Origin of the sequence: Lujinxingia vulgaris, assembly GCF_007997015.1 — a bacterium.
GTDB lineage: Bacteria > Myxococcota_A > Bradymonadia > Bradymonadales > Bradymonadaceae > Lujinxingia > Lujinxingia vulgaris.
Map to the genome: position 1 here is coordinate 183,196 of NZ_VOSM01000009.1, position 24,149 is coordinate 207,344.

The following is a 24,149-nucleotide window of genomic DNA, read 5'->3' on the forward strand; positions in this document are numbered from 1 at the left end:
GAAATCGAGACCGAGATCGAGATCGAGACCGAGATCGAGATCGAGCCCGAGATCGAGATCGAGCCCCCCCCTGTGTCAGCGTAGTTGCCGCCCAAACTCTCCAAACCAATCCGGGGCGGCAACCTGAGGTTATAATGGCGTATTCAGCGGGATTTAGAGAACGTGTGGTGCAGAAGATGTTTGGTCCGGAGCGGAGTTCTGTGGCCGAGCTGATGGAGGAGACCGGTGTGGCACGAGCGACGCTTACCCGGTGGCGACGAGAGGCACTAAACGGAGGTCCTGTGAGCGGAAAGTCCGGGAGAAGGCGGCACAAACCACCAAAAGAGAAGATTCGTATTGTGATGCAGGCAGCCGGCCTCTCCGATGAAGAACTTGGGGCGTTTCTGCGCCGGGAGGGCCTGCATGAAGCTGATTTGGTGCGCCTTCGCCAGGAGGTTTTGGAGGCGGCCGAAAAAGGGCTTTCGCCTCAGAAACAAAGGGTTTCGGAGCCTGAGAACAAAGAACTCAAGCGGGTTAAAAAGGAGCTCGCGCGCAAGGAGAAGGCCCTGGCGGAGGCGGCGGCACTGCTGGTCTTGCGGGGAAAGCTCGAGGCGTATTTCTCGGAGGACGAGGACGACGACACGACGAAGAAGAACGACTGACGGTGCTGAGTTGGGTGGAAAAGGCGCAGCGCGATGGGGCCAGACTTGAAGCCATCTGCGAGGTGCTGGAGCTGGATGTGCGCACCATTCAGCGCTGGCGCGCCCGTGGAGGGGGCGGTGACCGACGTCAGGGGCCGCGCACTTCCCCGGCCAATAAACTGAGCGAGGTGGAGCGTACGCGGGTTCTTAAAGCCGCGAACAGCCCGGAGTTTCGCGATAAATCGCCCCATCAAATCGTGCCGCTGCTGGCCGACCGCGGCATCTATCTGGCCTCCGAGTCGACCTTTTATCGGGTGCTACGCGAGGCGAATATGCTGCGCCATCGAGGCCGCGCAAAGCCCGCCGAGCCTCGCCCCATCACCGAGCATCGGGCAACAGCCCCCAACCAGGTCTGGAGCTGGGATATCACGTATCTGCGCCGAAACATCGCCGGAACGTTCTTCTATCTTTATCTTTTCGTCGACGTCTGGAGCCGCAAAATCGTGGCGCAACGCGTCTTCGAGAGCGAGTGCTCAACCCTGGCCTCCGAGCTCTTAGACCACGGCCTCAACACCGAGCGGCTCAGCGGCGTAAAGCTGGTGCTTCACTCCGATAATGGCCCCCCGATGAAGGGCTCCACATTGCAGGCCACCATGGACCGGCTCGGCGTTGTATCGTCCTTTAGCCGCCCCCGAGTCAGCGATGACAACCCCTACTCCGAGGCGCTTTTTCGCACGCTTAAGTACCGGCCGGACTACCCCCAGAAGCCCTTTGAATCGCGCGAAGAAGCGCAGGCCTGGGTCGATGAATTCAGCGACTGGTACAACAGCAAACATCTCCACAGCGCCATCGGCTTTGTCACCCCGAACTCGCGACATCACGGCCATGACACAGCCCAACTCGCCGCGCGTCGTCATGTTTATGAGGCCGCGAAACGCCGTCATCCCCAGCGCTGGAGCGGTGCAGTGCGAAGGTGGGAGTCCCCGGCTGATGTGTATCTGAACCCCTCCAAGCTCACGCGCTCCAGGCTGGAGATGGAGGGCTGCCCGTAGTTCGATGAGGCGGCAACTATGTTGACACTCACCGGCCCGAGATCGAGCCCGAGATCGAGACCGAGTTCGAGACCGACAGCCTCCCAACGCCCTCACGAACCTCCCCACCCCCGCACCCCTCCCACGCCCCTCAACCACCTAACCACAAATCGCCCAACCCTCGCGCCCTTCCCACGCCCCTCAACCACCCAACCACAAAACGCACGCCCCCCAACGCCCACACGAACCTCCCCACCCCCGCACCACTCCCAAGCTCCTCAACCACCTAACCACAAATCGCCCAACCCTCGCGCCCCTCCCAGGCCCCGCAACCACCTAACCACAAAACGCACGCCCCTCCCACCCACACGCCCCTCCCACCCACACGCCTCCCCCCCCCAATCCCCCCGCTTGCCCCGCCTCGCCACCCCAATTACCATCCCCTCATTCCACAATTCCGCAGTCGCCCCCGGGGAGGGGGTGGGAATGGTCGGTTCGCCGCCCAACGCACCGCCGTGGCGCGCGGGGTCTGATGGCGAGCCTCCTTCAACGTTTCGAGCGCCCCGAAGGCGCCCGAAGTCCCACAGGAGTCAGCGATGCAGAACACGATCACCGAGTTTTTCAGCGTCCGCCGTATGCCCTCGAGCCGCTGCGCTTATGCGCTGGGCCAGATGCGCGAGGTCAGCGACCGACACGGCGTGCCCGCCCCGCTTGCCGAGCGTATTGAGCAGGCCTGTCAGGTGGCCGACCACACGCTGGAGCTGGAGCTGGACTGGGAGCAGGCCCGCACCCAGACGAGCACCGCCCGCGGCAACGCCGCCCAGATCGACGTGGAGCTCGACCAGGCCATCGCCGCGATCGGGCGGATTCTCGATGGGGAGCTGCTCGGGCCGCCCGAGAGTCCGCATACGAAGGCGGCCAGACAGGTGCAAAATGTGGCCTTTCCGGCAGGTGTCTCTGCGGTCATTCACTCCACCTACGAACACCAGCACGTGATGATCGACACGCTCCTCAAGCGATTGACCCATGAGCTCAAGGAGCAGATCGCGCTTCTGGGTCTGGGCCGCCATGTGGAGCGCGTTGAAACTTTGAATCGGCGCTTCGGGCAGGAGCTCAAGCGTACCGAACGCCCGGCCATCAGCTACGAGCAGGTCGTCGCCAGCCGCGACGCCCTGCATATCGCACTCTGCCAGGTGCTCGCCGCGAGCTTTGAGCACCTGCGCACCGACGCCGACATCGACCTCCTCAACATGGTCCTCAGCCCGCTCGTCGAGCAGCAGCAGCGCACACGCGCCTACCAGAGCCGCCGTCGCGCCGTCCCGCCCGTCGATCCCAACTCCGGCGAGGAGCTGCCTGCTGAGCCGGTCTCGGATACGGAGCCCGACCTCGACGCTGCTGGCGAATAACAAAAGCCGGACCACACGCCACACCCCCTCGAACGCCCCGGGACGCCTCCCGGGGCGTTCGTTCGTTTTCTCCCGCGCCACACCGTACCCCTTACGGGGGGCGAGCCCCCTTCAGCACCGCCCGCAGGCACGCTCACTTCATCCGCCTCCGCGATTTGAAACGCCCACCTGCACGATCCCTTCATCCGCCTCCCCGATTTGAAGCGCCCACCTGCACGCTCCCTTCATCCGCCTCCCCGATTTGAAGCGCCCACCTGCACGCTCCCTTCATCCGCCTCCGCGATTTGAAGCGCCCACCTGCACGATCCCTTCATCCACCTCCGCGATTTGAAACGCCCGCAGGCACGCTCCCTTCATCACCCTTCGCAAACCGGGCTGTCCGCGAACGCCTCTCACCCGCATCAACGCAGCCACCCACCTGACCCTCGGTCACCTCTCACCCGCATAAATACTCACGCTCAGGCGACCCTCGGTCACCTGAGCGCGAGTACCAGCACGAGTACCAGCACGAGTACCAGCACGAGTACCAGTACGAGTACCAGCACGAGTACGAGTACCAGTACCAGCACGAGTACGAGCACCAGCTCGAACTCAACAGCCCCCCAACGCCCTCACGAACCTCCCCACCCACGCGCCCCTCCAGAGCCCCTCAACCACCCAACCACAAACCTCCCCACCCCCGCACACCCCCCACGCCCCGCAACCACCCAACCACAAACCGCACGCCCCCCAACGCCCTCACGAACCTCCCCACCCACGCGCCCCTCCCAGGCCCCTCAACCACCCAACCACAAAAAAACGCCCCGGAATCACTCCCGAGGCGTCTCTCCCTCCCCGCATGCCCCCCAACCCGAGCGCACTCAGGGCGGGGCTGGCAAGGAGCAAGGAGGAGCGTGTAGCAGCGCTACCGCGACGACGCAGCGACACAGCCAGCGTCGTCCTGATGCGCTCGGCGAAACTCAAAAGTTCTCTTCCCTGGAAATCTTTCGGATGATCAACGACTGCGTCTCCGCGCTGATCCCGAAGGCCTGCACCATCGACTGCAACAAGACGCGCTCATCCTCGTGCACTTCCTGGTCAGAGATCGCCACGAGCGACGAGAGGTAATAGGCCTCCTCGCGCAACCACTCGTCGCCGAGGCGAGTGCCCAGGGTGACGAAGAGCTCCGAGAGGGCGTTGGGGGTGGGTTGGATCTGTCTGGCGCGGGCGATCGAGGCCTGCACAAACCCTTCGGGGGAGTGGCTGCCGTTCCACGTGAGCATGTTGACGGCCTCCGCGAGTTCTTGCTCCTCTTCGGGCAGAATCTTTCCGTCGATGACCTTGGTGGCGACGAGCGTGTCGATCAGCGCCTCGTTCTGCTCCTGGGTGAGTTTGGCAAAACGGCGTTCGGTGAGTTTGTTGGCGATCATCTGAAAGATGGGCATCGAATCCTCCAATCGAAAAGCAGAGTCGGGTCAGGGCGATAAGGGGTTGCGGGCCAAAAGCAATGCGCGAACCCTAGCAGCGAGCGCCCGGCGGGCACAACCAGGTTGCCCCCTTTCGTGGCAAACTCAATCACGGGTTGGCGCGATGAGCGCCAGGCGTTACCAGCCGATCAGGCGCAGAAGATCGACGAGCCCGTAGCGCTCGATCAACGCCTTACGCCGCCGCGCCAGGCGATGCTCTCGGGCGGCGCGCGGGCTCATATCGCGCAGGCCGCCTGCGAGCTGCGCGGCGATGGCCTCTTCAAGCTCCTGGCGTTCGGCGGCTTTGAGCGCCTCCCAGTAGGCCTCGATCAGCGCGCGGTCGGCGGCCTCAAGCTCTTCAAAACCAAAGTCGCCCCGCTCGCTGCTGAGCGCCTTCGCCCGTCGCCACCCCTGCCGGTACGCCTCGCGCCAGCGCTCCTCCCCGCTCGCTCGCCCCGCCTCCTCGATCGCGTCGAGGGTCTCGCGCAGAAGTTCAGGCTCGTCGTGTTTTGGGGCGTTTTTCGACGAAGGATTGGATTTCGTCGAGGGGGGGGAGGTGGCGGCCGCGACACGCTCGCTCCCGCATTCTGGCGCATCATCCGCCGAAGGAACATACAGACCGGACTCCGCCAGCCGCTCCAGCTCCGCCTCAATAAAGGGCCAGCACTGTCGCACCGAGCGCGGCCGCTCCGCCTCGCCATACGCGCGAAACGCCTCCTCGATACCCCGGCACACCGCGGCGGCCGGCGCCCCCTGCTCTTTAAGCGGCAAAAGGTACGCCAGGTCTTTGGGACTGGGGATGTACGTGCGCCCGCTGAGCTCGGTGAAGAAATACTGCACCTGCTCAATAAACCCGAGCTGCCCCGGCGGAAGATGACTCATCGCCCCACCCTACTCTTGAGGCTCGGTGGGCTGCGCCTCATCGGAGGGCTCCTCGTCGATCGTGGGCTCGGAGGCCCCCGGCGCCTCGCGCTCTTCCTTCTCGCGGGCCCGAAACTCCTCGCGGCTCAGACGCTCGCGCATCCACCACACACCCTCCTCGGAGACCCAGCGCTCGATAAATCGCCCCTCGCGCACGGTGGTGTCGGGGAGCTCATACCACTCCTGCTCCACCTCCAGCGTGGCCTCAAAGCCATCGTCGGAAAACTCCACCTTACGCAGCGCCAGCTCCACCACGCGGTAGTCGTCCCCGAGCTCCTCGTAGCGCCCTAAAAAGGACTCCCGGGCGGCCTCATGCACCTGCTGAGATGCCTCCTCCCAGCGGGCCCAGCGCATGTTTTTATGAAAGTTGCGCGCCGACATATCGAGCGCCGCCGGGTCCGCCGGGCGCTCCTTGACCTGGGCTGCCGAGCAGCCCGCGCCGAGCAGCAGCACCACACCCAGCAGCATCGACGCTGCCACCAGCCACGCTCTCAGGCTTTTAAACGTGTTCATGCCTTCCTCTTCTTTTTGCTGATCACGGCCTTGAGACGCGCCATGTCCGTCGCGGTGAACTCGCGGGTTAAGAAGAGAGTGGCGAGCAGCGCCACCCCCATCGAGGCCATCTTAGCGACGACCATGGCCAGGTACACAATCTTGCCCTGGGTCTCGACCAGCTCCACGCCGAGCGGCACGGCCATATCGATGCCCCAGAGCACGCCGGCGGCCAGCAGCAGACGACCCAGGGTCGCCCAGGGCGGCGCGGCGCCAAAGGCCTTCCACAACCACCCCACGCTCAGCAGGCAGCCCAGCACCATCGCGATGGTGGTGGCAATCGCCGCCGACTGCATGTAATCGGTGGCCTGCAGCAAGAAGGGCGCCGCAAAATTCGCCGAGGCCTCGGCATGGGCCTGCGCCTGGGCCACCACGCTCATCGCATCGCCGGAGGGGCTCACCGGCGCCACCGGCACAAGCCCGGCCATCGCCTCGGCGTGGGTGCGCGTCAAAAACACATAGTTGAGCACCGCGCTCAACCCCAGCGACGCCCCCATGATCACCACCGCCGCCAGCGGATGCCCCGAGCCGATGATCATGGTCGTGGCCACATAAAAGAGCGCAAAGAAGATGATCGAGACGCTCAAGATCGAGAGCGCCACCGACGCCGCCTGATAATCCGCCGAGTAGAGCGCCCCGATGATCGAGTCGGCGTTAAACGCCAGCACCATCGCCACCGCCGCGATCAGCATCGAGCAGTAGCGCAGCGTGCTGCGCACATAGACCCGCGTCTGGTCGGTGTCTTCGCTGAAGGTCGACTGGCTGATCATCGGAAAGATCACAAAAGTCACCGCGATCACGCCCTGATAAGGGATGCGCGCCACGTTGAGCACCGCCCCGTAGAACCCGGCGAACTTGTTGCTCATCAGCGAGAAGAGCGACTCCATCCCGCTCAGATGCTCCGGCACCCCGGAGGCGATCGCCTTAAGCACGAAAAAATCCGCGCGCATCAAACCGTTGAGCGCAAACGTGTAGAGCATGATGAGCACGAGGTAGTTCAGCAGGCGTTTAAAGGCCTGACGGGTCTGCTCCTTATCAAGCCCCCCCGCCCCGACCCCGGCCGCGCGCCGCACCCGCTCTCGCCGCACAAGCCATACCCCGGCGACGGTGCAGATGATCCCGGCCGCCCCCACAAAGCCCGCGACCGCCCCGCCCACCCCGAAGCCCAGCAGCACCAGACCCACGATCCCGAGCATCTTTAAGGTGGAAAACCCGAAGTCCAGGCTGGCCTGACGCGCGAACTCCTTGAGCCCGTTAAAGTAGCCCACAAAGATCGCGTAGAAGGCATAAAAGAAGATGATCAGCGCCGAGAGCCGCAGGAGCGGCACCAGGGTCATGTCGTTAAAGCTGCCCGCGATCCAGGGGGCCCCCAGCGCGTAGAGCGCGGCTACCGGCACCCCCAGTATCAGCTGCATGCGCACGGCCATGTTGACAAGACGCCCGGCCTGGTCGGGCTGCTCGCTCACCAGCTTGCTCACCGCGTTGAGCGTGCCCGTGATCATCACCATGTTAATGAGCCCGATGGACTCGGTGATGATCTTAAAAACCCCAAAGGCCTCGGCGCTCCCCAGCATGATAGGAAGCCCCAGCTGAATCACCGCGCTGGTCACCAGAAACCAGACCTTTGCAGCGGTGATGATCAAAAACCCCCGGCCGGCCTGCTTGACCGACGCCTCATCCATGGGCCGACCCTTCTCGGCCGCCGTCTCTTGCGCGCTCATTTCGCCTCGTATCTTCAGTCGATCGACAGGTGCGGTTGTGGCATAAAACCGGCTCGTGTCAACAATGCTGGCTCACGCACCGTTACCACCGAAGCCTCACCCCAGGGATGTCTGCTATGCTCCGACACATCGCCGCGTTTGCTTTTTTTCTCATGATGAGTCTGGGGGGCCTCTTCAGCGTCCACGCTCAGGACGTGCCCGCGCCGCAAGCCTCGCCAGCCGAGCAGCCGGCCGCTGAGCCGGAAGCTGCCGCCGAACAGGGCGCGACCGCCGCCCCGGACGCCCACGCGCAGCAAGACGCGGTCGAAGAACCTGCCGAAGAACCCACGTCGACCTTCTTCGACGCCAACCACCGCCAGCGCATCTATGAGCAGGGCCGCTTAAGCCACACCCGCGCTGCCCTCTACTCGCTCCTGCTTCCCGGGCTGGGCAACTTCTACGTGGAGCAGTACATGCTGGGCACCGTGGCGATGTCGCTGACGGTCTTTGCCGCCATCTTCATCGCCTACGGCCTCGGGCTCTCGCGCGGTGACCTTGTGGGGCTGGGCGCCGGAGTGGCGGGCGTGGCCTACGGCGGAGGGCTCATCACGAGTTACCAGGGCGTGCGCCGCTACAACCTCCAACTCCAGCAGAGCCTGCAGCTCGACCGCGCCGCCGCCCAAACTCCGAGCGCCCCGCGCACCTGGGGCTTAAGCCTGAGCGTGAATTTTTAAATGTTCTAAGCCAGGAGAGCCGGCCACCGCCTCGCCAGGGCCAGCCCCTCACTCGTCAAAGAGTTTGACGCTCACGCGCACATCCTCCGCCCCGAAGAGCTTCTGGGCCTCGGCCACCACCGGATCAGTGCGCACCTCCTCGACGAGCTCGGCGCGCCGACGGCGGATATCCTCCTCGCGCTCCTCAGCCAGGTTGGTCACCCCGCGCGCGGCCTCCTCGTCGATCTTCTCCATCACCAGGCGCCAATCCGCCCCGAAGATGCGTTTCACCGCGTCTTCGATGGTCTTCTTGCGGGCGTCCTCCTGGGCGATGTCGGCAAACGCCTCGGTGAAGTTGAGGCGAACCTCCCCCTCCTCAAAACGCTGCACGTAGGCGTACTCACAGGCCGCCGCCACCGGCGCGTTGCTCTGGCGCACAAACTCCACGACCGCCTTCCAGCGCTGCTCGGGGGTTTTCAGCGCGGCGGCGTCGGGGACCTCAAGGGCGTCGACGTCGGCTTTGATGAGACGCTCGGGGATCTGGGGCTTCGGAGGAGCGAGGGTGGCGGTGGCGAGATCGGAGTCGGTCTGGGGCTCGGGCGCGATCTCGATCTCGGGCGCGTTCTCGACCTCCGGCTGACCCTCGGTCACCTCCGAAACCTCACCCTCGGTCACCTCCGAAACCTCACCCTCGGTCACCTCCGAAACCTCACCCTCGGTCACCTCCGAAACCTCACCCTCGGTCACCTCCGAAACCTCACCCTCGGTCACCTCCGAAACCTCACCCTCGGTCACCTCCGAAACCTCACCCTCGGTCACCTCCGAAGCATGACCCCCGGTCACCTCCGCAACCTCACCCCCGGTCACCTCCGAAACCTGACCCTCGGTCACCTCCGAAGCATGACCCCCGGTCACCTCCGAAACCTGACCCTCGGTCACCTCCGAAACATGACCCTCGGTCACTTCCTGACCCTCGGTCACCTGACCCTCGGTCACCTCCGAAACCTGACCCTCGGTCACCTCCGAAGCATGACCCTCGGTCACTTCCTGACCCTCGGTCACCACCGAAGCATGACCCTCGGTCACCTCCGAAACATGACCCTCGGTCGCGGGCGCGACCTCACTCAGAGTTTTTTTTTCCGCTGGCGAGGGAGCGGGCGCCGGTGCAGCAGCGACCACGCGCGGTGCCGGGCGCTCCGGCCACTCGATCTCCCCGCCGATATCGTCCGAGAGCGCCTCTTCCAGAAGACCGAGACGATCGACGAGCAGGTCGAGACCGACCATCGGCTCCAGCGCGGCCAGGCGCACCAGCGTCATCTCAAAGATCAGCCGCGGGTAAGGAGAGCGGTGCATCTTCTGGGCGCCCTCCACCATCACGCTGAAGCAGCGGTGCAAGAGCTCCTGGGGCTGGCCCGCGATCTGGCGACGGGCGACCTCCAGCTCACTCTCGGTCAGCTCGGTCACAAGCTCCGGATCTTTGACGACCGAGGTCACCATCAGATCGCGAAAATGCGTGACCAGCTCCGAGGCAAACTGCTGCATGTCGTAGCCGTAGCGGTTGACCTCATCGACCACCACCAGCGCGCGCTCGGCATCATGGCTGAGCACCGCCTCCGAAAGATCGAAGAGGTGGCGGCGGTTGGCCACACCCAGCACCTCGGCGATCTCCGACTCTTTGATGGTCTTGCCGCTGAAGCTGATGATCTGGTCGAGCAGGCTCAAGGCATCGCGCATGCCGCCGGCCGCCTGACGGGCCACGATCTGCAGCGCGGCCCGCTCCGCGTCGATGCCCTCCTCGCGGCAGAGGTGCTCGAGATGCTCGACGATGTCGTTCTGCCCGATGCGTTTGAAGTCAAAACGCTGGCAGCGGCTCAAGATCGTCACCGGGATCTTCTGCGGCTCGGTCGTCGCGAAAATAAAGCGCGCATGATCCGGCGGCTCCTCCAGGGTCTTCAACAGCGCGTTGAAGGCCTCGGTGGTGAGCATGTGCACTTCGTCGATGATGTAGATCTTGTTGCGATCGCGACTCGGCGCATAGCGAACCCCCTCGCGCAGCTCGCGGATCTCGTTGATGCCGCGGTTCGACGCGCCGTCGATCTCAAAGACGTCGACCGACTGCCCCTTCGATATCTCCAGACACGACGCGCACTTATAACAGGGCGTGGACGTCGGCCCCTGCTCGCAGTTGAGCGCCTTGGCCAGAATGCGCGCAGTCGAGGTCTTACCCACCCCGCGCGCCCCGCAGAACAGATAGGCGTGGTGCACCCGGTTCTGCTCAATGGCGTTCTTGAGCGTGCGGGCGACATGGCCCTGGCCTACGACCTGTTCAAAATGCTCGGGGCGCCACTTCCTGGCCAACACCTTGTACGACATCGACTTCCCTACGCCTGAAGGTTCCTCGGGTGCCCGCGCAGACCGCCCGCCCGGCACACCGGCCTGTGTTCTACTGCACTCATCGCTCAAAAAAAAGGCGGCTCCTCACCGCGACTTCCCCTGGCCCCAAAAATCAAAACGCCGCCCGGCGGGGTTCGTCCCCGGGGCGGCGTCCTGTAAGGCTCCACACACATCAATCAGTTGCAGCGGGAGAGGGCCGGATAGCCCCCCAATCAGGCATCAACACTCCCAAACAATCACTGTGAATTGGGCTCGCCAGGAGTAGCGATGATAAAGCTGCGGAACGCCTCGTTGACGTTTTCCCCGCCTTCGCTGGCCGCGCACTGCTTCCAGCTCGAGCGGACATCGCCATCACCCACGGTGCCATCGGCACCGATGATGCGCTCCATCGAGTAGTTTGTATCACCTTCTCGCCCGCCGAAATAGGCCGGAGATCCATCGCCGGCACGATCGATGACCACCTGACGCGTGTTGCGAAGCTCCAGCTGCATCGAGCCGTTCTTGAGGTTGAGGCGACGGAAGCGCGGATCGTTGGCCGTGTTCAGCACAAAATCCGGGTTCGTAAACGCATGCTCCCCACGCTGCGGATCACGCTCGGAGAGCGGCACCGTATTGTGATCGAGCACCAGGAAGTGCTCGCCGGGATCGATGACGCTACCCGGCGTAAAGCCCATGATCACGTCCTGACCGTTGCTCAGCGTCCACATCGAGAGGTTAATCGGCTTGTCGGTGGTGTTGTACAGCTCCACGAACTGGTCGTTGGTCACCCGACGACGGCAGTCCAGATCGTTACCCCCACCGCAGTTATGGTCGGAGGGATCGCGCTCACCGTTCCACCCGTCGAAATGCACTTCGCTGATGACCACGTCGCCCTGCTCAACCTCATCGTCGCAGGTCAGCTCCTCGTTATCCTTCATCAACAGGCACATCGCCGAGGAGATGTCCTTGCCGTTGTCCCAGATGTTGTAGAACTCCTCCAGGTACTGGTTGGTGATGCGCTCACCGCGAAGAATGATGAGGATCTCATCGTTGGAGATGGTCGCCGCAGACGACCAGTTGAAGCTCCCCGAGATCACCCGCGCGTTGGGCGTGCCCGCATCCAAAATCATCGTCTTGGCGTGCAGACGACCGCCACCGGCCTGGTAATCGCCGGGAAGCCCGGAGTTCTCATTACCATCGAGGCGCATCGGGATGCCGTTGGCCGCCAGGCGATAGCCCTGGTGGTACTGCCCGTTACCGTGAAGCTGCGAGCGGTCCAACACGCCGACCACGCCTTTGGGGCGCTCCAGCGGCGGCAGATCATCAAAACCGTTGGCGGCGTTAAACTCCTCAAACTCCCGCTGACGCGCGATGAACTCGCTGGCCACCTGATCTTTCGTAAACGCGAAGATCGTGAAGTAGATCGAGGTATCGACGTTCTTAAGCTCCTCCAGGATCTTACCCATCGCGTCATCTTGCGGCGAGAAGTAAACCTCAACCTCGGTATCCCCGATCTGGAAGCGGTTGGGGAGCGTGGTGGGGTGCTTGGCCGCCGAGAAACGCCCGGCGAACATCTGCTCGAACTCCGCCGTGTAGAGATCGGCGTGCTCGTCGTTGTCGATCCACAGCCAGTTGTTGTTGTTGTAGGTGAACTCCGAGTTGGAGATGTTGCCGGTACCCACAAACACAAAGCGGTCATCAATCACGAAGAACTTATCGTGCATGATGTGGAACTGGTTGCCGGTCTGAATCGGCACCTTGTGCTGCTCCATAATGTCGTAGCCATACGACCCACGGCTGTACTCGCCGGCATCGGCCACAAGGCGCACGCGCACCCCGCGGTAATGGGCGCGCACCAGCGCGTCGACGATGTTCTGCTTGTTAAAGCCGTACACCGCCGCATCCACCGAGACGCGCGCCGCGTCGATGCGCTCGGTGATGAACTCGCTGGGCTTGCGGTTGAACTCGCTGCCGCGCGTAAAGCCCGGCGAGTTAAAGAAGACCTCGACCCGCGGGGTCTCCAGCGTCTCCAGATCGCCCGGGTCGTCGAGGCCGCAGGCCGCGCTGCTCAACACCACCGCCAGCAGAAGCAGGCCGCGGGTCAGAAGGTGCAATGGCGAGGTCGTCATCGTGCGCTCCGGCGCTGTGATTTGCTGATTGTTCATCGTCATCTCTCGCATCACTGAGCCTCACTCCAGACTGACTCCCAGGCCTGCACGAAGGGATCGACCGCCTCGTTCTCGGAGGTGCCGTCTTCCAGAATCTCCCACATCGCGCCGTCCACAAAGGTGTCGGAGGGGTAGATGCGGACTTCGTCGTTGGGCACCCGCGTGATCACGTCCATCGGCGCGCCCTGCCACAGCTTGTGGCTGAGCATCTGCACCAGACGCGGCTGGCGGCGACCCTGCACATCGCGCTCGGAGTCGTACACGATGAAGGTGGGCAGAAGCCCCATCGACGCCGGTGCGCGCACCACGTCGAGATCGGCGAGCTCGCTGTCCACCGAACTCCCCTGGGTCGAGCCGACCATCACGCGCACATCAAAGCCGTTGTCCTGCTTGTAGCGCAGGGCGTTGATCAGATCGCGGTTCTGCAGATCTTCGGTCATCACCCACACCGAGCCCTTGGCGCGGTAGATCTCGTCGATGACGTTTTTGACCAGACGCTCTTGCGGGTTGAAGCGCACGCGCATCTGCCCGCGGTTGGTGTTACGCAGCGTCACGTTCTGGGTGATCGACTTCAAAGGCCCGTTGTACACGCTGAGCGTGGTCGAGAAGACCCCGGCGTGCATCTGGTTGAACTCGCGGCGGAAGCTACGCGCCAGATCTTCGCTCATCGCCCGGAAGGCGAGCCACAGGGGCTGCTCATCGGTCAGCGGCGCGGTGATGTTCCAGACCGTGGTCGTATCAATCACCACGAAGCTGTGCGTCATCACGTTGAAGCTGTCGGGGCGGTTGACCAGGTTCTCGTTGTTGCCCTGACCACCGGCCGACGTGCACTGGATGTAGTCGCCAGAGGAGTTGGTCTGGCAGAACTCCAGCACCGTGGTCAGCGTGGGATCGGGAAGATACGAGAGCGGCCCGTCACCGAGCACCGAGTCGATCTCGCCATTGGCGAGCAGGGTGCTGATGCCGCTGACCGAGGCGCTGCCCTCATCGCTGACAAGGCGCACCTCCACGCCGCGCGCGGCGGCCTCTTCCAGCGCCTCGACCACCTCGCCATCTTCGAGCGCCCCGAAGGCCGCCTCGATCTGCTCGGTGGCGCCGTTGATATCGGCGACCATGCGGCTGCGCACGGCCTCCTGAGTTTGCTGCTCGCCGACGTAGAAATCGACGTTGGTGAGCCAGCCTTCAAAATCTTCGTCCTGCGCCTGCACCTCCCCCACCCAATGGGTGGAGGTTGCCGGGAGCGCAAGCGCGAGCAGCGCGATGAGCGCCGCCTTACGAAAGGGGTTCGTCGTCATGGTTGCTCTCATCACTCAAAGCCCCCGCTGGTGGTGCTGCCGGAGTAGTCGGCGCTGTTGGCGGCGCCCGGGCTGGCCATGGTGTGCTGGCGCCAACCTTCGGCGATCTCGCGATCGCCGCCGGTGCCCATCACATCATCAATGTTCGCCGTCCAGGCGCGGTCCTGGTTGCCGCGGTTGCCAAAGAGCACCTGGGTGCGCTCCATCGAACGCGTGGTCACCAGGTCGTAGCTCCCCGCGAAGATATGCTCTTCGCGCGAGCCGCCCGAATCCATCAGGCGGCGGTCTGCATCGCGCAGGCCTACATAGACCGAGCGCTTACCCAGCCGAAGCTCCTCGACGATGATGTCGGCATCCTGGCCGAACGCCCCGTCGGGCTTGGCCGCGATGACCACAAACTCGTTGGGGAGGATCGGCTCGGCCATCTCCGGAAGTCGGAAGCTGTACTCGTAGTCGCCGCCGATCTCCACGTTCCAGCGGCTCACGTTGACCGGCCGCGGGTTCTTGTTGAGCAGCTCAATAAAGACGTCGTCAGGGTCGTAGACCCCATCATCGGAGACACTGCCAGCCCACCCGATCTCGTTGACGAGCATCGCTCCACGCTCGCCGGTGGTGGGCTCATTGTCGGTCTCCCAGCGGTAGAGCACCTGCTCCTCGGAGGTGCCCGGGTCGGTGGTGTCCACACACCCGACGCCGGTCGCCACCAGCAGGCCCATCGCTGTGTACCATCGCGCTCTCATCTTATCTCCTGGGCGCAAAGTAGTTGCGCCGCACACGTAACCTTGAGCTTCGTCGTCGCTTCGCCGCCGTCTTAGAAGACCAGCGTGGCACCGGCGGAGACAGCCCAGAACTGCTGCAGGTTGTCGATGCTACCGCGGGCGCTACCGGCGTTGCGGGTGATCTCGATCTCGTAGAACTCACCGGGAAGGAAGATGCCGCCCATCCCGTAGAGCGAGAGCGCCTCGTTGGCCTGGTAGCTCAGGCTGGCGTTGAGCTCGGTACCCAGCGACTTGCCCAGACGCTGCTGCGCCTCAAGCTGGTCGCGCGAGTAGCCCGAGGGCAGGCGGTCGCCGGCCGCGTCCAGACGCGCAAAGTCGAGGTTGGTCGAGCCGGTGTCCTGGTACATCCAGGCGCCCAGGTCCAGGCGAAGGCCCGGATCAAGGGTCAGCCCCAGCCCGCCGTGAAGGATCTGGGTGCCGCCCTCGCGGCGGATGTCGTGCTCGGAGTGCGCGATGCCCTCACGGCTCACATACGCCGAGGGACGCCAGCCGTTGTAGCGGCCCATGTTCAGGCCACCGGCGTACGAGCCGCCCATCGACACAAAGCCGTGGTTGAACTGCAGGCCATCGGCGCCGTACTGCGCGCCGTCGGCACGGAAGTACTGCAGCGCCAGGTGCAGACCGGCCGCGCCCAGGTCCAGGTCACCGCTCACGCCGGCACCGAAGGCCTGACCGTCAATGGCCACATCGTGCACGCCGATGTTGACCTCTTTGCGGTCGATGCCGCCGGAGTAGGCGTACTCACCGTAGGCGCCCAGGCGCGCGGTATCGAGTTCCAGGTAGTAGCTGGCGCGAGCGCCGGCGAGCCAGGAGAAGTCATTGTCCGAGAAGTTACCCAGGGTCCCTTCGTGGGTGCGATCGGCGCCGGTGCCCGCCCCGCCTATCGAGGCGAAGTAACCGAAGGCGCGCGTTTCAAGCCCGTCAAGCAGGTCGGTGTTCTCGTACACACCACCGTAGCGGAAGGTGTTGGTCTCTCCGCGCATGTTGTAGACGAGGTCGCGACCGGCGTGCCAGCGCAGGAAGCTCACCGTATCCGGGCGGCCCTGCGAGGCGAAGAGGTCAAACGCCAGCAGGCGCAACTTGCCGCCGGCACCGAAGTCGAAGTTCAGGGTCAGGCCGTCGACGTTATCGCGCATGAAGTAGTCACGCGGCGTGCCGCCGATGGTGTAGGCCTGGCGACCGAAGCGCGCGTTGAGCTTCACCGCGTCCAGATCCAGCGCCTGCCAGTCCACGTTGAGGTCGTACACGTAGAAGAAGCCACCGAAATCGTTGGTGCCACCGAGCTGGTCGCTGCCCCACAGACCGGAGTGGCTCGCGCTGAAGTTAAGCGTGGTGTCGTCGAGCACCTTGTAGTTCGCGCCCATTGCGATCGAGGTGTAGGCGAAGGTGTGGCGATCGTCAGTCTCGATGCGCTCCTGGTTGCCGTTCTCTTCATCGAGCTGGCGGAAGCCGGCGTTATCCGAGGAGTGCACCTCACTGGTCAGGCGGAAGTTCCAGTCCAGGCGCTCCTCTTCAGCCTCTTCCTCTGCCACCGGGGCGATCTCGGGAGCCTGAAGGCGCTCGGTGGAGACGGCGTCCTCCGGGCTAATCTCCTGAGCCAGCGCCGTCGAAGGCACCACCATCGCTCCCACCAACAACCACGCACCGGCGCGACCTGCATTGATCTTCATCATCGTCTTTTCTCTGTACTCTGGCTTTACTCTGCCGATTCCCGCACCCGAAGCGCATCGTCGGCCAATGAAAGGGCTTCTTCTTGAAGATGTCTCGATCAGGGCTCGACGTACTCGAGCTGACCCAGGGCGGTAATGAGCAGACGCACCCCGAAGCTGTTGATCACTGGCGCGGTCACCTGGACCACCTCACCGACCTTGGGGCCGATGCCCCGACGTCCCAGCTCCGCGTCGACGCTGGCCAGCCACTCGATGTTCGGATCTTCGAGCGACTGAATGCGCATCTCGTTGAAGTTCTGGTTGGTCGGCGCAAGCACCACGCGCCCGGTCACCCGACGCACTTCATAGACGTCGTCGCTGGCGCGGAATGAGCGCTCCAGCTCCTCATAATGCACGGGCGTGCGATCATCGGGGCTGTTGAGCACCTCCTCATCGCTGTAGGCGAGCACGGCGAGGGAGTCGAAGTTCTTCATGATGGCGCGGGCGGTGATGCGCACCCGGTCGCCGATCTCAAACTCCGCGATACGCGAGTCTTTCAGCACCAGGATGCCACCGCTGGAATCTTCGAGCGTGTAGCTCCCGTAGTAGCGCTGCTCCACGCCGCACACCGAGACTTTCTGGAAGTAGCGCGGATGCGTAGTGACGATGCCCTCGATCTCTACGGGCAGCTCGTTGACCACCCCGGGGATCGTCTCATCCCAGTCGCGCTCCGGATCGCAGTCACCCGAGACCGGATAGGGCTCGCCAGGGCTAAAGCCCACCCAGACGGTCTCATCGGCAAACGCGCCTTTGAGATCCTCAATGGGCAGCTCGCCGGTAAAATCATAAGGCGTGGTCGAAAACGCGATCGGGTCCTGGACCTGACCGTAGTCGCCATCGCTGAAGTACTCGCCAGGATCCTCACCCTGCTCCGGCTCCACACATCCGGTGGATCCGATCAGAAGGAGCGCAGCAATGGCACCCCATCGGAGCTGGCGAGAGCCCGCAATTCGGCTTCGCAACATGGTTGTATCTCGGGGAAGAAAGGGTTGGCAGAAGGCCATATGACCCCCAGAACAGGGGCCAAAAGACGACGAGCCGGCCTGCCCTCATCGGGCAGCCGGCTCGTCGAAGGGATCAGTCTTCGAAGCTGGGCGGATCGAAGAGCCACCCGAAGTTGATCGTATCAAGCTGCGGCGAGGGCTGCGGCTCAGCGGCCGGGTCTTCGACGTAGCGCGAATCGTAGGGATGCGGGAAAGCGATGACCGGACCCATGTAGGTCACGCAGTCACCGGTCTCCAGGAAGCCGGAGCTGGAGCGAAGCACGACCTCGAACTGGCCTTCGTCGCCGTAGACCATCGTGTAGCACATGCTGGAGCCACCGCAGGCTTCCGGCTCACCGACAAGCTCGCCGCCGACGCGCACAAGCTGCTGGTAGAGATCCATGCTCAGCGCTTCGTTCTCGATATCAACGAAGGGCACGTCGTTGTTGCTGCTCACAACTTCGAAGCCGCTGACAGTCTTAATCTGCGCCTGACCGGCGTAGTACTGGTAGGACTCGATGGTGAAGTTGAGCTCATCGCCGACCAGAATGCTCTGCTCGATGGGGGCTTCGTCGAGGTAGAACTTGGCCACGCCGTTGGCATCCTGAACCCAGAAGCGCTGCTGGCCCTGGTCGAAGGCGTTCGACTTAAAGCTGGTGGCGATGACGATCGCGCCGGTGACTTCCACCGGGGTGTCCAGGGTGATGACGGCCGAGGCGGGGGTTTCGCCTTCGGTCGCCGTCGGCTCAAGCAGATTGAGGTAGGCGCCCAGGCCGGCGTCGCTCAGCTCCGCGGTGGTCGAGGGCACGCCGCCGCTGTGGTCGTCGTTGTCGAAGTCGCCGACCTGACCGAAGAAGAGGCTGTTCTTAACGCAGGTGCCCGGCTGGGGATCGGTGTCCGGCTCGGTGTCCGCGTCCGGCTCGGCGTCCGGCTCGGGGTTGGTGTCTTCGACCGGATCGACATCTTCATCGCCGGCATCGGGCTCGCCGCCGGTATCTTCGACGGTGTCGTCACCGCTGGGATCTTCGGTTCCGCCACAGGCCGTAAGGGGCGCGACGGCCAGAGCCATTGAACAGAACATCAACGCCAACAGATTTCGCTTCGACATGTTCGTTTCCTGCATTGTGTGGTCACGTTTTGCTCCGCCTCACATGAGCGGAGCACCCAACGAGCGCCAGACCTCTGGAAAGCCAACCTGGCTTAAACTCACGATTTTCTAGAGTTTCTGGAAGCCTCTCGGCACCGGACCCTCCGTTGGGAGCGCTACCTACCACGTGGGATAGGGCGTTTCAACAGCGCACTTCAATTCGTCACACTTTCGTCATGGGAGCAGGCCCATCCCCGCATAAACAGATGCCGATCGAGATCCAGGGTGATCGCTTTGAGGTGATGTTCACCGCCCATCCCCGACATCGTTTCGAGCCATCGTGCAACACGTGGCTTCACTTTGAGAGATCGGTGATCAGCGCCGCGGCGGCGCGCTGTGCTTCCAGGTACACGGTATGCACGGGCAGGTGGTGGCGCTCGGCCAGCAGGCGGCAGTCCTCAAACTCCGGGGTGGCTTTGATAGCCTCATCGCCCAGCCAGCCTACCTTGACGTGAACCTGACCGAAGGTCGTCTCCACCAATCGGCGGCTGCGCCTAAGTTTCACCCGCGAGACCGGCATCACGCGAACCCCGAAGGTGGTGGTATGCACAAAGATCACCCGCAGAAGCGCCTCAGAGAGCTCCGCCTCACAGAGCACCGAGAGTCGCTCTCCGCTGCGGCCTTTCTTCATGAGCACCGGCTCGCGCACCACGTCGAGCGCGCCCGCGTCGAAGAGCTGCGCCTCGACCGCAGCCATGAGCTCGGGCTGTAGATCATCGATCTCGCAGACGAGCTGCACGACCTCGTCGCGCTCCCAGAGTTCGGCGTCGCCCGCCGCACTACCCTGCGACGCCGCCCCCTGCTCCATCACCACCACGCGCACCACATTGGAGTGCGACTTAAATTCGCGGGTGCCGCACCCGAATCCGCTGGCCTTGAGCCGCCCCTGACGCTCTCCGGGCTGCGCGGCCACCGTCGCCAGAATCGCCGCGCCGGTGGGCGTGACAAACTCGGTGGCCACATCCTGGTAGGTGAGCTCAAAACCCTCCAGGAGTTTGGCCGTCGCCGGCGCGGGCACCGGGATCGTGCCGTGGGCCGTCTCAATGGTGCCGCTCCCCACCGGGATCGCACCGAAAGAGAAGGTCGCATCGACCTCCTCGATCACCCAGGCCGCCGCCACAAAGTCGAGGATGGAGTCGACCGCGCCGACCTCATGGAAATGCACCCGCTCAAGCGCGATGCCGTGCACCGTGGCCTCAGCCTGACCGAGGGTCCGAAACATCGCCGTGGCGCGGCGCTTCACCCCTTCGCTTAGCGCGCTGGCAGCGATCATCTCCTCGATCGTGCTCAGGTGGCGGTGGTCGCTCTCCATGGCCGGGTCCCAGCCCTCAAAGCGCACGTGCACACCCTCAATGGCCCCGCGCACCACACGCTCGCTGATCACACGCACCGGCCCAAGCCCCACCGATTGTAGCGCGGCCTCCAGACGCGCCACATCCACCAGGTCCGCGTCGATGGCGGCAGCCAGAAACATATCGCCGGCCAGCCCTCCCAGAAGATCGAGGTGAATATGCGTCGCCATACCTACTCCCTTGCGCCGGCGCTGACGCGCTGACCGAACTGATTGATCTTGGTGGCGAGCACCGCCGCCCCAAACCCGTTGTCGATGTTCATCACACCGGTCCCTGGCGAGCAGGCGTTGAGCATCGTCAGGAGCGCGGCCACCCCCTTAAAGCTCGTGCCGTAGCCCACGCTTGTGGGCACAGCGATCACCGGCTGTGAGGCCAGCCCCCCGATCACGCTGGGGAGCGCGCCGTCCATGCCCGCGACGACCACCAGGATCCCGGACTTCTCAATCGTGCCCAGCTCCACCACCAGGCGGTTGAGCCCGGCCACGCCCACGTCAAAGATCTCGTGGGTGGGATTGCCGAGAAGTCGGCTGGTGACGGCGACTTCCTCGGCCACGGGCCGGTCGAGCGCCCCGGCGCTGATCACACAGACCGTCGCCCGATCCTCATCGATCTGGGGCGGGAGCGTGGAGACGATGCGCGCCACTTTATAATGCTGCAACCCATCGAGCTGCGGCCGCAGCGCTTCGAGCACCGGTGCGGTGACCCGGGTGGCAATAAGCTGGTCTCCGGCGCGCGCGTAGCGCTCAAAGATCTCGGCCACCGCCAGGGGATCTTTACCCTCGGCCAGGATCGCCTCCGGGATGCCCGTGCGCGCCTCCCGCATATGATCAAAGCGCCCGATCAGATGCTCCTCAAAGGGCTGCTTGACCAGGCGCTCCACCACCTCATCTTCGGCAACTTCGCCCTCGCGATAGGCTCGCAGAAGTTCTCGCACCACATCACTCACCGTCTTGCTCCTTCACTGAGTCGTTTGAACGCACCGGATTAAGACTTCCCGAGCGAAAGCCCGTCAGATCCAGCGTCACATCGTCAAAGCCCGCGGCCTTCACGCCCCGCGCGACCTCCCCCAGTACCCGGGGCTCGAGCACACGCGCCATCTCGTCAACGGCCACCTCCACCCGGGCGAGCTCCCCGTGGGCGCGTACCCGAAACTGCTTAAACCCGAGCCGGTGCAGCACCTCCTCGGCCCTCTCCACTCGCCGCAACCTCTCGCGCGTTACCTCCAGACCGTGAGGAATCCGCGACGACAAACACGCCATCGCCGGCTTATCCCACACGCTCAACCCCAGCTCCCGCGCAAGCTCTCGCACCTGGTCCTTGGTCACCCCGTGTTTGAGAAGCGGCTGATACACTTTACGCGCAGCCATCGCCTCCAGCCCCGGCCGATGGTCCCCCACATCGGAGGCGTTGGTCCCCGATGCCAGCACATCGCAATCGAGGGAGGCGGCAATCGTCGCGATCTGATCAAAGCGCATCGACTGGCAGAAAAAACACCTCGCCGAGGTGTTCTCCCGAAAACGCGCATCATCAAGCTCGCTGAACTCAATGAGTTCATGGCGAATCCCGATCTCCTCGGCCAGCGCACAGGCCTCCTCCAACTCGCGGCCCGCCAGCGTCTCGCTGACTGCCGTCACCGCCCAGGCCTGCTCACCGAGCGCGCGCTGGGCGATCGCAGCCACCACCGCCGAGTCCACCCCGCCGCTGAACGCCACGACGAGCTTTCCGACCTGCCTCATCTCCTCCTCGATCACCTCCAGCACCTCCCCGACCGAGAGTCGCCCTTCTCCGACCGAGAGTCGCCCTTCCCCCTTTATTTCTGCCGTCTTCTCACGCATCATTCACCTGCCCCGACTGACGTTCTGCCCATCTGCAAACCACCTATCACCGCTGCCGCCCCTGCCCTGACACTCCTCCCCACTCTCCCCCGAACGCTCCTCCCCAATCGCCCGCGCCCACATCCGCCATCTCGACCCGCATCGCTGACCGAGAGTCGTCGTTTCCCCCGTACTCACGCGCCCAAACGCGACCGAGAGTCGTTTCTCTTCCTTCATTCTCTGAACGTTTAGCCTCATCGACCTCCCCTCCTCGCGCGAAGATTGCCACGCGGTTTCCCCGGCCTGACGGCACGTCGCAGTCCTGACCGAGAGTCGCGCCTCCCCCTTTATTCTCGCGCCCATCCAGACCATTACCCCTCCCCCTCGACCGCCCAACCTGCCAGGTCCAGCGTCACGTAACGATGTCCCCGATCGGCCAACACTACGGCAAGCTCTCGCAAAACTTCAGCCGAAGGCAGTGCTGCGCCCACCTCGGGCTTAACGACAAGCACGGCCCCGCGCGCCCACGCATCCACGGCGCTCACCCCTTGCTTCTGGCAGATCGCCACGACCGCCGCCTTCTCCTTCTCGTCCACATCGCCTCCTGACACGCTACTGCCGGTGCTTCCTCCAATCATGGCGCTTCTACCGCCGATCTCCCCCCGGCGACAAGCCCACTCCTCGCGTCCCCTCAGACACTGGCGCACCGCCACGATCCTGTTACACTGCCGCCGCATAATCTCAGCGAGCACCTCCTTTCGGTGCCCCACACTCTCATGCGTAACGGAGCCCCCACCATGCGGCACATCGTCCTTCTTATGATTCTTCTTTTGGCCGCCCCCCTGGCCTGTGACTCCACCGACAACACCTCCGCCGAAGCCAGCTCAGAAGCCACCGCAGAAGCCCCCGAGGCTGAAGCAGTCGACGAGCAGGCCCCGACGGAAGAAGCGGCCGAAGAAGTGACCGACGGTCCCGCAGAGGGCGAAAAAGCGCAGGAGCTTGCCAGCGATCTTGAGCCCGGTGAGACCCGCCACTTTGGCGCCCCCTTCACCCTTGACGACGAGCCGATGCCCCTCGACCAGGCGCTGGAAGCCTCGCCCGAGGGCACCATCCGCGTCAGCGCCAACATTGAACAGGTCTGCAAGAAGAAAGGCTGCTGGTTCACGCTTAAGACCGACCAGGTCGAGGAGCCTGTGCGCGTGCGCATGAAGGACTACGGCTTCTTCGTCTCGCGTAACTCAGACGGCGCCGAGGTCATCGTCGAGGGCACACTCACCGCCACCGTCATCTCCGAGGAGATGGCCCAGCACTACGCCGAAGATCAGGCCGAGGCCACCGGCGAGCCGGTGGAGAAGGTTGAGGGCGAGCAGAAGAACTATGAGTTTACCGCGACCGGACTGCAGATCACGCAGCCCAGCGCGTAACCTCACATCGCCTCAGCGGTGTGCGAGTTTCGCTCTGCTCCGCGGCTTCGGCGACACATCACGACAAACACCCACCCTGCCAGTACCGGCACAGTGGGTGTTTGTCATGTCACCCTCCCAATCGACCATCCCACACAACCGACAGTCACCCTCACACGACCGACAGTCATCCGAAGCCCCGACAGTCATCCGAAGCCCTTTTTTATGCGGCCGATCGAGCATTAGCCGCAAACGCAGCACGACACGCCGAGAGCTAACCTCCCGCACAGTTCGCCTCGTTACCCGCCCCCAACACGTTCCAGGTGTCCCCTGGACTGTTCTCCCCAGAAATCAACCGCCCCGCATACGCGTCCACACACGTTTTGCGCCGAATCACGCGCTTTGTGACCCCGGAGTGCCACCCGACTCCCCAACGCCAGACAGAGCAACACGTCAACGCGTCCTCCGCGCCTGAAAAGTAGAACTCCCCCGAACTGTCGACAAACCGCTGCATCTACCCCGGCGGCGCGAAGTTACGCAACGCGATCGAACACTTCCACCGGCGCGCAACGCACCTCAAGCCCCCTAAGCGACCTCTCTCCCTCGCCCACCACGCACCTGATAGTTCTGAAAATTCGCCGCCAGCCCCGCCTCGCTGGGGTCCCCCTCCCGGCACGTGATCGGCGCGTTTCGCCTCAGCCACAGCGTGCCGCAGGGAAAAACGCAGCGCTTCTTCCC

The 24,149-nt window shown here is 63.9% G+C and carries 20 protein-coding genes; 5 read left to right on the forward strand and 15 right to left on the reverse strand.

From position 1 onward, the window contains the following. Positions 1-281 precede the first annotated feature (281 nt). The 3 genes from FRC98_RS22245 to FRC98_RS16685 all read left to right on the forward strand — a co-directional run bounded on the left by FRC98_RS22245 (position 282) and on the right by FRC98_RS16685 (position 3,057). Complete coding sequence (locus FRC98_RS22245; protein ID WP_370469240.1) at positions 282-641, forward strand: hypothetical protein; 360 nt, start codon at positions 282-284, stop codon at positions 639-641. Between the two features lie 2 nt (positions 642-643). Further along, positions 644-1,672, forward strand: a complete 1,029-nt coding sequence (locus FRC98_RS16680) for an IS3 family transposase (protein ID WP_370469241.1) — start codon at positions 644-646, stop codon at positions 1,670-1,672. A 575-nt stretch (positions 1,673-2,247) separates the two neighbouring features. Next, a complete protein-coding gene (locus tag FRC98_RS16685) occupies positions 2,248-3,057 on the forward strand; it encodes a hypothetical protein (RefSeq protein ID WP_146982566.1) in 810 nt (269 codons plus the stop codon). Between the two features lie 959 nt (positions 3,058-4,016). Here the strand turns inward: FRC98_RS16685 and FRC98_RS16690 are convergent. The 4 genes from FRC98_RS16690 to FRC98_RS16705 all read right to left on the reverse strand — a co-directional run bounded on the left by FRC98_RS16690 (position 4,017) and on the right by FRC98_RS16705 (position 7,696). Beyond that, positions 4,017-4,481: a hypothetical protein gene (locus FRC98_RS16690; RefSeq protein WP_146982567.1), complete on the reverse strand. Its 465-nt coding sequence runs from the start codon at positions 4,479-4,481 to the stop codon at positions 4,017-4,019. Between the two features lie 159 nt (positions 4,482-4,640). Then, entirely contained in the window at positions 4,641-5,384 is a 744-nt protein-coding gene (locus FRC98_RS16695) for a hypothetical protein (protein WP_146982568.1), read from the reverse strand. Positions 5,385-5,393: 9 nt separating this feature from the next. Then, a complete protein-coding gene (locus tag FRC98_RS16700; RefSeq protein ID WP_146982569.1) occupies positions 5,394-5,936 on the reverse strand; it encodes a hypothetical protein in 543 nt (180 codons plus the stop codon). Further along, positions 5,933-7,696, reverse strand: a complete 1,764-nt coding sequence (locus FRC98_RS16705; RefSeq protein WP_146982570.1) for a lipopolysaccharide biosynthesis protein — start codon at positions 7,694-7,696, stop codon at positions 5,933-5,935. Before FRC98_RS16705 ends, FRC98_RS16700 begins: the two co-directional genes overlap by 4 nt. Before the next feature lie 116 nt (positions 7,697-7,812). Here FRC98_RS16705 and FRC98_RS16710 point away from each other — a divergent pair, with 116 nt between their 5' ends. Next, positions 7,813-8,409: a hypothetical protein gene (locus tag FRC98_RS16710; protein WP_146982571.1), complete on the forward strand. Its 597-nt coding sequence runs from the start codon at positions 7,813-7,815 to the stop codon at positions 8,407-8,409. 48 nt (positions 8,410-8,457) lie between these two features. Here FRC98_RS16710 and dnaX read toward each other — a convergent pair whose 3' ends face one another. The 11 genes from dnaX to FRC98_RS16765 form a co-directional block, all read right to left on the reverse strand. Beyond that, positions 8,458-10,761 (reverse strand): DNA polymerase III subunit gamma/tau, encoded by a 2,304-nt coding sequence (gene dnaX / locus FRC98_RS16715; protein WP_146982572.1) that lies wholly within the window; start codon positions 10,759-10,761, stop codon positions 8,458-8,460. 257 nt (positions 10,762-11,018) lie between these two features. Next, positions 11,019-12,926, reverse strand: a complete 1,908-nt coding sequence (locus tag FRC98_RS16720; RefSeq protein WP_230467703.1) for a phospholipase D-like domain-containing protein — start codon at positions 12,924-12,926, stop codon at positions 11,019-11,021. Between the two features lie 14 nt (positions 12,927-12,940). Then, complete coding sequence (locus tag FRC98_RS16725) at positions 12,941-14,224, reverse strand: phospholipase D-like domain-containing protein (protein WP_146982574.1); 1,284 nt, start codon at positions 14,222-14,224, stop codon at positions 12,941-12,943. An 11-nt stretch (positions 14,225-14,235) separates the two neighbouring features. Next, positions 14,236-14,964: a lamin tail domain-containing protein gene (locus FRC98_RS16730; protein ID WP_146982575.1), complete on the reverse strand. Its 729-nt coding sequence runs from the start codon at positions 14,962-14,964 to the stop codon at positions 14,236-14,238. Positions 14,965-15,035: 71 nt separating this feature from the next. Next, the gene (locus FRC98_RS16735; RefSeq protein WP_146982576.1) at positions 15,036-16,676 is read right to left on the reverse strand and encodes a hypothetical protein; all 1,641 of its coding nucleotides are present in this window, start codon (positions 16,674-16,676) and stop codon (positions 15,036-15,038) included. A 95-nt stretch (positions 16,677-16,771) separates the two neighbouring features. Continuing rightward, a complete protein-coding gene (locus FRC98_RS16740; RefSeq protein ID WP_146982577.1) occupies positions 16,772-17,677 on the reverse strand; it encodes a hypothetical protein in 906 nt (301 codons plus the stop codon). A gap of 112 nt (positions 17,678-17,789) precedes the next feature. Next, positions 17,790-18,803, reverse strand: coding sequence for a hypothetical protein (locus tag FRC98_RS16745; protein WP_146982578.1), 1,014 nt, complete (start codon positions 18,801-18,803; stop codon positions 17,790-17,792). Positions 18,804-19,137: 334 nt separating this feature from the next. Beyond that, positions 19,138-20,364 (reverse strand): nickel pincer cofactor biosynthesis protein LarC, encoded by a 1,227-nt coding sequence (gene larC, locus FRC98_RS16750; RefSeq protein WP_146982579.1) that lies wholly within the window; start codon positions 20,362-20,364, stop codon positions 19,138-19,140. Between the two features lie 2 nt (positions 20,365-20,366). Beyond that, positions 20,367-21,140, reverse strand: coding sequence for a nickel pincer cofactor biosynthesis protein LarB (gene larB / locus FRC98_RS16755; RefSeq protein WP_146982580.1), 774 nt, complete (start codon positions 21,138-21,140; stop codon positions 20,367-20,369). Beyond that, on the reverse strand, positions 21,133-22,029 hold the full coding sequence (gene larE / locus FRC98_RS16760; protein ID WP_146982581.1) for an ATP-dependent sacrificial sulfur transferase LarE: 897 nt from the start codon (positions 22,027-22,029) through the stop codon (positions 21,133-21,135). Before larE ends, larB begins: the two co-directional genes overlap by 8 nt. A gap of 350 nt (positions 22,030-22,379) precedes the next feature. Further along, positions 22,380-22,604, reverse strand: coding sequence for a hypothetical protein (locus FRC98_RS16765; RefSeq protein ID WP_146982582.1), 225 nt, complete (start codon positions 22,602-22,604; stop codon positions 22,380-22,382). A gap of 201 nt (positions 22,605-22,805) precedes the next feature. Here FRC98_RS16765 and FRC98_RS16770 point away from each other — a divergent pair, with 201 nt between their 5' ends. Then, positions 22,806-23,432 carry a DUF4920 domain-containing protein gene (locus FRC98_RS16770; protein ID WP_230467704.1) on the forward strand — a complete coding sequence of 209 codons (627 nt, stop codon included), beginning with the start codon at positions 22,806-22,808 and terminating at the stop codon, positions 23,430-23,432. Positions 23,433-24,149: the final 717 nt, after the last annotated feature.